Raw genomic sequence first — 6,967 nt, 5'->3', positions numbered from 1 at the left:
CAGCAGGCCGGCCGCGGCGGGGATCAGCGGGCCGTGGCAGATCTGGGCGACGGGCTTGTCGGCGGCGAAGAAGTGCTGGGCGATCCGCTGCACGTGCGGGTCGTTGCGCAGGCCCTCGCCCTGCGGCAGCGGGGGCAGTCGCAGGGCGGGGGCAGTTCCCCGCCGCCAGGGGTGGAATGCGGCGGGGTCTGGGGCGGGCTCGCGGCATACCGCTACGTGGCGTAGAAGAGCCTCGTCGCGTCCTGGATCTCCAGGACGGCCCTGGAGAAGTCCTCCAGCTCGCCGCCCCACGGGTCGGCGATGCCGCTGCCGAGAAGGCGCACGGGGTGCTCCGGGCCGACGAGGGCCTGGACGGCTTCGGCGGTTTCTTCGTCGACCGTGAGCAGGTCGTCGGCCCAGTCCAGCAGTTCCCTGTCCAGGAGCACTCCGCGGTGCTTGGAGAGGTCGTAGCCGAAGCCGGCGGCGGCCTGGATCATGAGCGGGTGCGCGGGCTTGCCGACGTGCCAGTTCCGGGTGCCGGCCGAGCGGACGTCGAGCGTGCCGCCGGAGCGCTCGGCGATGACCAGTGCGGCGATCGGGGACCGGCAGTGGTTGCCCTTGCAGATGACCAGCACCCTGCGGCGGGCCGGGCTCACGAGGGGTCCACCCTCTCGATCTCGAAGGTGAGCACGCCCAGCGCCTCCTTGTGCGGCGGGAAGATCGCGTGGATGGCTTCGAGCTGTTCGTCCTCGGTGGCCTTCGGGTTGACGGCTTCCACGCGCTCGGTGCCGAACATCTCCTTGAAGGTGCGGTACCTTCCCACCCGCTTGACCTGGGTCAGGCAGCTGAGGTCACGGCAGGTGAAGTTGATCAGGTCTCCGACCTTGATCCGCTTCATCGACTCGTAGGCGACGCGGACTTCGACCGTCTTCTCGCCGCTGGCGATCAGGTCGAAGTACTGCCGGTAGATCGGCATGGTGCGGGGGCGCTTCGCCTGGGAGTTGTGCGTTGCAGGCCGGCGGGTGCTCATCAGGGCTTCCAATGCGGTTGTGGTGTAGGACCGGAAGAAGTGCCTGGGGTCGCTCAGCACGAGTTCGCCGAGTCCCGTCAGCGCTTCGATGTAGTCCTCTTGGGTACCGGGCCAGGACGAGGGGTCGAGCAGCCACGCGGGGGTGGCGTCGGCCTCGACGAGTCCGGCTTCGGCGGCTTCGCGCAGCAGGCTCTTCGAGAGCTTGCCGCCGTCGCTTCCGAGGATCTGGGGGGTGAAGATCCGGGTCGGCAGGGGTCCGGCCGGCATTCCGAGGGCGGCGTGCGCGCCGTCCACGAGCTGGCACCCGAACGCCCAGTCCCCGCCCTTGACCATGACGTGGAGCGTCCGGTCGTCGGGGCGGAACGAGCGTTCCTTGACGACGTTGCGGTAGAGCGTGGCGAGGTCCAGGTACCCGCCGCCCAGCGGCGTGACGTCGGCCTCGTAGCGCCCGTGCTCGAAGCAGACCGCTTCGAACAGGCCCCCGGCGTCGTCCAGTTCCAGCAACCGTGTCCGGTCCGCGTACTTCTCGGCCCAGCCGCACGCCGGGCAGGGCAGCCGGATGTGCGCGCTGCCGCTGTGCGGGGACAACCAGGTGCCGATCTCGTCCAGGAGTTCCAGGGTCCGCAGGAACTCTGCTCGGAACGCCGGGGTTTCCTGCTGCTGGGTGTAGGTGCTGACCGTGTACGGCACGTTCGTCCGGGCTCGGCAGGCGTCGAACAGCGGCAGGTAGTGCTGGGAGACGAGCGCCGTGATCTCGTCGGCGCTCAGGCTGTGGACGTAGGCCCGCTGGTAGCGCCGGCCATCGGCCCGGATGGTCTCGGCCGGGGAGTTGTCGAGCGCGCAGAAGTCGACGGTGGTCTCGATGCCGAACTCGTCCCGGGCTCGCTCCGCCAGCAGGAAGGCGAGGCTCTGGACGAGGTGGGTTCCGAGGTGGGGGTGTCCGTTGATCTGCGTGCCGACCGAGAATCCGATGCTCTCGATGCCGGAGTCCACGATGCTGGGCCGCAGGACGTCCACGGCGTCCTCGACGGCGTTGGCGAGCACCGTGTTCGGGGACCTCAACGTCGGTGTGGTCATGGTGCGCCTCCCTTGGGTCGGGGTGGTGCGGCGGATGAGGGTGAGCGGTCGTCGGCTAGCAGCGGCCGGAGGCGATCAGCACCGTGGCCGTCGCCATCAGTACGAAGAGCGCGACCGTGTAGGCGACAGCGATCGACGCGGGGGTGGGGAGTCCGCGAGCGGCACGCTCGGCCGCCTCGTGGTACTCGTTCTGGTCGTCCCCGCGTACTCCTCGCCCGGGAGCCGGCAAGCAGCGCAGATGCACGTGGACCTGATCGCCGATGCCTGAAGCAGAGCAGTCGGGGAAGATCCTCGATCGACAGCTCGCGCCGCCTTGTAGTCGTCCAGGGGCTTCCAGCCCACGGGAGGCTCGGCCTGCTCGAACTTGGTCGGGCCGGTCACGACTTCGTGGTGGACCCGGGAGGGGATGCGTCTCGACATCAGTCATCCATGGTGCTGGGGGACATGTTGGCCCTCCTGCTGGGTTGAGGCTGCCGCGAAGAAGCTCTGCGACAGAGGCAGCACCTTGTGCGCGGTAGGCCGATTCAGTACTAGGCTTCCGCTGGTCCCGGCGATGCCGTAGCCATGAAGTTACGCCCAGTGAACTCAGGGCTCGACGGACTGCCAGTACGAGTTGCCTAGACCGTTGAGGCCAAGGGGGGCCTGAAATGGCTGGTCGAACGCCACCGAGGCGAGCCCAAGCACTGACTGGCAGTCTGCCCGAGTCTTTACGAGGCCCAGAAGGGGTGATCTCCGGCTTCCTGTTCAAGGCGATCCGGGAGCAGATCCCGAGGACCCAGGAAGAACTGGCCGCCGACCTCGGTATCGACAAGAGCACCATTCAGGGCTGGGAGTCCGGTAGACGGCCGCTCTCCTCCACCAAGGCCGGGAACCTGGTGGTGCTGCGCCGGAAGCTGATCCTGCTCGGCGCGCCGACTGGACTGGTGAGCCTCATCAGCCTGGCAATGGATGCGGACTTCATACTCGGCGAGATACTGCGGTTCCGGCCCACGAAGGCCGAGGTCCTGGAGCACCCATTGGCCGGGTGGGTGCTCACCCGGGACACCACGCACATGATCGGCTGGGCCGTCAGCGGGATTCTGCCCGGTTCAGTGGCAGCCGAGTTGGGGATTCCAACCCCCGACGTGGGCCGGTCTCCACCGCACCCATCCTCGGGCAGGACATGCGCTCGCGGTTCTTCGACAACCTCCAGCACGCCGCAGACCTGGTGGAGGCCGGCGACAACGGGACTGCGCTGCTCCGGAGGCAGGTTTGGTACCTGTCCTCCTACGACCGGACCCGTGATGTTGTCGAGTGGTTCGGCGGGGTGCAGCGCCGAGGTCGGATTCCCTCAGCCGGAACCGGGTGGTCGCCTCGCTGGGCCGAGGCACGGTCGGTCGCAGCGGCCATGGCGAGACAAGGCGACCCTGAACTGCTCAGGGACTTCATCGCCCGCTCGATCACCGACAACGACGACTTCGAAACCGCGAACCTGAACTACTGGGCCCATTGGCTCGGGCTCGACTCACGCCCGCAAACCAGCGATGACTTCATGGCCGAGCAAGAACACCAAGCATGGGACGCGTCCTCGTTGCTGCGACAGTTCGTCACCAGGCTGGACCGGGCGGGCGAGTACACCGACCTGTACGTCCACTCGATCTGGGCGCTCATGCTCTCCCGGCGCGGCCTGGCCGACGCGGACCCTCGTACGGCTCGCAGCCTGGCCGCACAAGCGCGTGTCCTGCTCGATGGCGATGGCCTTTCACCGCAGTCTCGCCGCGAGTTGGAGTCTGTGCACTACGGTCTGCGGGTAGGCGGTTACAGCAACAGCCGATCCAACAGTGAAGGACATCAATGACGGACGACACGCAGGCGAGGGGTACCGCCGGCTACCTGTTCGAGACGGGCATGCTCAAGCGGGCGAAGCGCTCCGGCTGGTGGATCGTGGGAGTCAAGGACCCCGAGACGATCGCCGAGCACTCGTTCCGGACCGGCATCATCGGCGCGGTGCTCGCCATGATGGAGGGTGCTGACCCGGCGAAAGTCGCCCTGCTGTGCCTCTTCCACGACACCCAGGAGACCCGGGTAAGCGACATCCCGCACATCGGCCGGCGCTACCTCACCGCCGCCTCGAACGAACGCGTGACCGCCGACCAGGTCAGCGCCGCTCTCCCGGCTGTCATCGCCGGGGTGCAGGCCATCGTCGAGGAGTACGAGAACTCCGAAAGCCTGGAAGTCACCGTTGCCCACGACGCGGACAAGCTCGAGTGCCTGATCCAGGCCGTGGAGTATCGCGAGCAGGGCTACCAGAACGTCCAGCCGTGGATCGACAGCAGCCTCGGCAACCTCAAGACCGACTCGGCGCGCGTCCTTGCCGAAGCCGCGCTCTCGATGACCTCTCTGGAGTGGCAGAAGGTCTATCTCCCGTAACCCTGTTGCGGCCATTGGCGCGTGTCCTCATCCGTCATGAGGGGAGAATGCGCTGAGCCCCGCTGCGTCCGTGGATCTGATCAGCGCTGCAATCAAGGAACTGTGAGTATGGAAAAGCAAGAGCTGTACGACGTGACCCCCTCAATCGACGAGCGCTTCAAGTCGCCCCTGAGCCAGACGAACGGCTCCTGCGCCACGTTCGCGCCGATCAAGGACGCGAACGGCCAGCTGATCGGGGTCTACCAGGGCGAGAGCCAGAACCCCGACATCCTTGGCGTCCGTTACACGATCGCGGAGTTCGTCGCCATGGCCGATGGGATGGACGCCATCCGCACGCGGCTCGGCCTGTAAGCGCCTCCCCTCCGGCAGCTACCGCGGCACCCCCGTCTCCACGGAGACGGGGGTGCTGTGCATGTGGCCCCCAGTACACGGCCGGACGGTGTTGGCGGGGGTGGGCTCTGGTGTCCGCTTGCCGATCTCGACGCCACCGGCGAGGAGCTGCCGTACGGCGGCCTCGGCCTCGTGCCGGCAGGCACAATGGCATGGTCCGGCAGGGGAGGAGGGGCCCATGGGGAAGGTGGACGGCCCGCGGGACCGGCGCCCGCGGCGCGGACCGGCGGCGGGTCAGGTGCTGCGCGGCCTGATCGCCGCGCTGGGGCTGGCGATCGTGGTGTTCAGCTTCGTCCGCTACCACGACGCCTACGACGATGGCAGGGCCTATCTCGACGCACCCGTCTGCGGTGCCACGGCCGACGGAGTGGCACAGGCGGACTGCCTGCGTCCCGAAAGCGGCCGGGTGACGAAGAAGTGGGTGGACGCCGACAGTGACTCGACCTCGTACCGCCTCGCGGTTCTCCGGGAGAACGCGCCGGGCCGCACCTACACGGTCGACGAGTCGTTCTACAACGCGGTGGACGTCGGCTCGACCGTGGAACTGCGCTTCTGGCGGGGCCGGGTGGCCGAGATCATTCACCAGGGGCACCGAACCGACCCGCAGACCACCCCGTGGGCCCTGATGTTCCCGATCGGGCTGCTGGTCGTGGCGGGCACGGCGCTGCTGGCCGGCGGCCTGGCCGGGGCGTTCCTGGCGGCGTGGAGGATCCAGGCGGTGATCCTGGTCCCGCTGTTCCTCCTCACCTGGGACGTCGGTGCGCGGCTGCTGAGCTGGCGCTGGCCACTGGCCCTCACCATGGGCCTGCCGATGCTGGCCTGGCTGATCGCCGCCGCCCTGGCGACGGCCGTGGCCGTGGTGGCGGCGGAGGACTGAGCGGCCGGGACCGGCTTCGGGCGCAGCTGCGGGTGGGCATCGCGCTGGCCGAGCAGGCCTGGGTACGCCCTGCCGCCGGTCCTCGCGGCCCTTGTTCAGGGCGGCGACGAGGCCGCCGTGCGCGCGCACGCCGAGCGGCTGGCCGCCGTCGCCACCCCGAAGCCCCTGCTGGGTGCCGGGGGCCTGAGCCCGCATTCCGAGCCCGACCCGTACAAGGACCTGGCCGAGAAGCTGCGCCGCCGCAGGTCGGCCTCTGACCGATCAGTCGGGCGGGCGCGCGGCGTCAGGCCCCGGCCATCGTCATTCCGAGGGGGTGTTCTCCTTGTCCATCTCCTCGACAAGCGCGGCTTCGTTCTCCGGGGGCGCACTCTCGCCGCGGATCGGCTTGACGATGGTGTGCGTGATCACCTGCCCGCTGATCTGCTTGACCTCCAGCCGCTGATGGCCCTCAGCCATGTCCTGTCTCCTTCCTCCGTGTCCGGCGTATCCGCTTCCTGGCATGTTCCCATCCGGGGCCGCTGCACCGGGGAGACAACACCGAGCCCCTGGAAGATCGGCTTGAAACCACCCCGAACCTGAGGCCGCCTCGTTCGAGGGCGGCCATCCAACTTCCCGAGGAACAGCGCGGGTTCCAAGGAGAACATCCCCACCGAGGCCGCACGGCCGTCCTGGGCTCGGAGGCCGCGTCTACCTCCTCAACGACCCCGAACATCCTCAAGGCCAACGAGCACGCGGACGGCGGCGCGGCCCTGAAGGAGAGCACCCTCGGCCGCATCCACGGCTTCAACCTCGTGGAGTCCACCAGCGACACGCTCAACCCGCTGGGCGTCTACGCCTTCCACCACAGCGCCGTACGGCTCGTCTCCGGCACGCCGAGCGTGCCCGAGTCCACCAAGGGCGGCCGGCAGTCGACCGAGGGCTTCCCCCTGCGCTCGATCAAGGGTGACAACTCCGGTGCGGTGATGGAGTTTTCATTCCTCAGATCGCACTGGGACGCCACCCTGGTCGGCGCTGCTGGTGCTGGTGCTGGTCACCGCCATCGCGTCCGGGCCGATCGGCGTCCGGGGCCGTACCCCGGGGCCTCTCGGGGCACGGCCCGCCGGGGGGGTCAGGACAGCGGGGCCTTGTCGCGCAGGATGTCGAGGAAGGCGCGCAGCCAGGCCGGGTGGTCGGGCCAGGCGCGGGCCGAGACGACCAGGCCGTCG

Annotated in this window: 7 protein-coding genes and 2 pseudogenes; 5 read left to right on the top strand and 4 right to left on the bottom strand. The window is 68.7% G+C overall.

Going from position 1 to position 6,967, the window contains the following annotated elements; all coding sequences use genetic code 11:
* Positions 1 to 212: 212 nt before the first annotated feature.
* On the bottom strand, positions 213 to 635 hold the full coding sequence (locus VM95_RS36560) for an arsenate reductase/protein-tyrosine-phosphatase family protein (protein ID WP_045705413.1): 423 nt from the start codon (positions 633 to 635) through the stop codon (positions 213 to 215).
* Positions 632 to 2,086, bottom strand: coding sequence for an ASCH domain-containing protein (locus VM95_RS44970; protein WP_045705411.1), 1,455 nt, complete (start codon positions 2,084 to 2,086; stop codon positions 632 to 634). Before VM95_RS44970 ends, VM95_RS36560 begins: the two co-directional genes overlap by 4 nt.
* A 647-nt stretch (positions 2,087 to 2,733) precedes the next feature.
* Between VM95_RS44970 and VM95_RS45760 the strand changes: the two are divergent.
* The 5 genes and pseudogenes from VM95_RS45760 to VM95_RS36530 form a co-directional block, all read left to right on the top strand.
* Positions 2,734 to 2,937 (top strand): annotated as a pseudogene (locus VM95_RS45760) (helix-turn-helix domain-containing protein); the annotation flags it as partial.
* A 311-nt stretch (positions 2,938 to 3,248) separates the two neighbouring features.
* On the top strand, positions 3,249 to 3,923 hold the full coding sequence (locus VM95_RS44965) for a hypothetical protein (protein WP_052707800.1): 675 nt from the start codon (positions 3,249 to 3,251) through the stop codon (positions 3,921 to 3,923).
* Positions 3,920 to 4,495 carry an HD domain-containing protein gene (locus VM95_RS36540; protein ID WP_045705407.1) on the top strand — a complete coding sequence of 192 codons (576 nt, stop codon included), beginning with the start codon at positions 3,920 to 3,922 and terminating at the stop codon, positions 4,493 to 4,495. Before VM95_RS44965 ends, VM95_RS36540 begins: the two co-directional genes overlap by 4 nt.
* Before the next feature lie 108 nt (positions 4,496 to 4,603).
* Positions 4,604 to 4,846 (top strand): hypothetical protein, encoded by a 243-nt coding sequence (locus VM95_RS36535; RefSeq protein WP_045705404.1) that lies wholly within the window; start codon positions 4,604 to 4,606, stop codon positions 4,844 to 4,846.
* A 217-nt stretch (positions 4,847 to 5,063) separates the two neighbouring features.
* Complete coding sequence (locus VM95_RS36530) at positions 5,064 to 5,762, top strand: hypothetical protein (RefSeq protein ID WP_045705401.1); 699 nt, start codon at positions 5,064 to 5,066, stop codon at positions 5,760 to 5,762.
* A gap of 300 nt (positions 5,763 to 6,062) precedes the next feature.
* Here VM95_RS36530 and VM95_RS43000 read toward each other — a convergent pair whose 3' ends face one another.
* Positions 6,063 to 6,218: a hypothetical protein gene (locus tag VM95_RS43000; protein WP_157882295.1), complete on the bottom strand. Its 156-nt coding sequence runs from the start codon at positions 6,216 to 6,218 to the stop codon at positions 6,063 to 6,065.
* Between the two features lie 652 nt (positions 6,219 to 6,870).
* Positions 6,871 to 6,967: pseudogene (locus VM95_RS44960) on the bottom strand (peptidase); the annotation flags it as partial.

The sequence above is a fragment of the Streptomyces rubellomurinus genome (genome assembly GCF_000961885.1).
In the GTDB taxonomy this organism is placed as follows: domain Bacteria; phylum Actinomycetota; class Actinomycetes; order Streptomycetales; family Streptomycetaceae; genus Kitasatospora; species Kitasatospora rubellomurina.
Note: the sequence above shows the minus strand (reverse complement) of the source record. Positions and strands in the feature narration are given on the sequence as shown.

Coding starts and splice junctions, on each gene's coding strand:
- VM95_RS44970 (WP_045705411.1), bottom strand. CDS start 2,086: ATGACCACACCGACGTTGAGGTCCCCGAACACGGTGCTCGCCAACGCC.
- VM95_RS44965 (WP_052707800.1), top strand. CDS start 3,249: ATGCGCTCGCGGTTCTTCGACAACCTCCAGCACGCCGCAGACCTGGTG.
- VM95_RS36540 (WP_045705407.1), top strand. CDS start 3,920: ATGACGGACGACACGCAGGCGAGGGGTACCGCCGGCTACCTGTTCGAG.
- VM95_RS36535 (WP_045705404.1), top strand. CDS start 4,604: ATGGAAAAGCAAGAGCTGTACGACGTGACCCCCTCAATCGACGAGCGC.
- VM95_RS36530 (WP_045705401.1), top strand. CDS start 5,064: ATGGGGAAGGTGGACGGCCCGCGGGACCGGCGCCCGCGGCGCGGACCG.
- VM95_RS43000 (WP_157882295.1), bottom strand. CDS start 6,218: ATGGCTGAGGGCCATCAGCGGCTGGAGGTCAAGCAGATCAGCGGGCAG.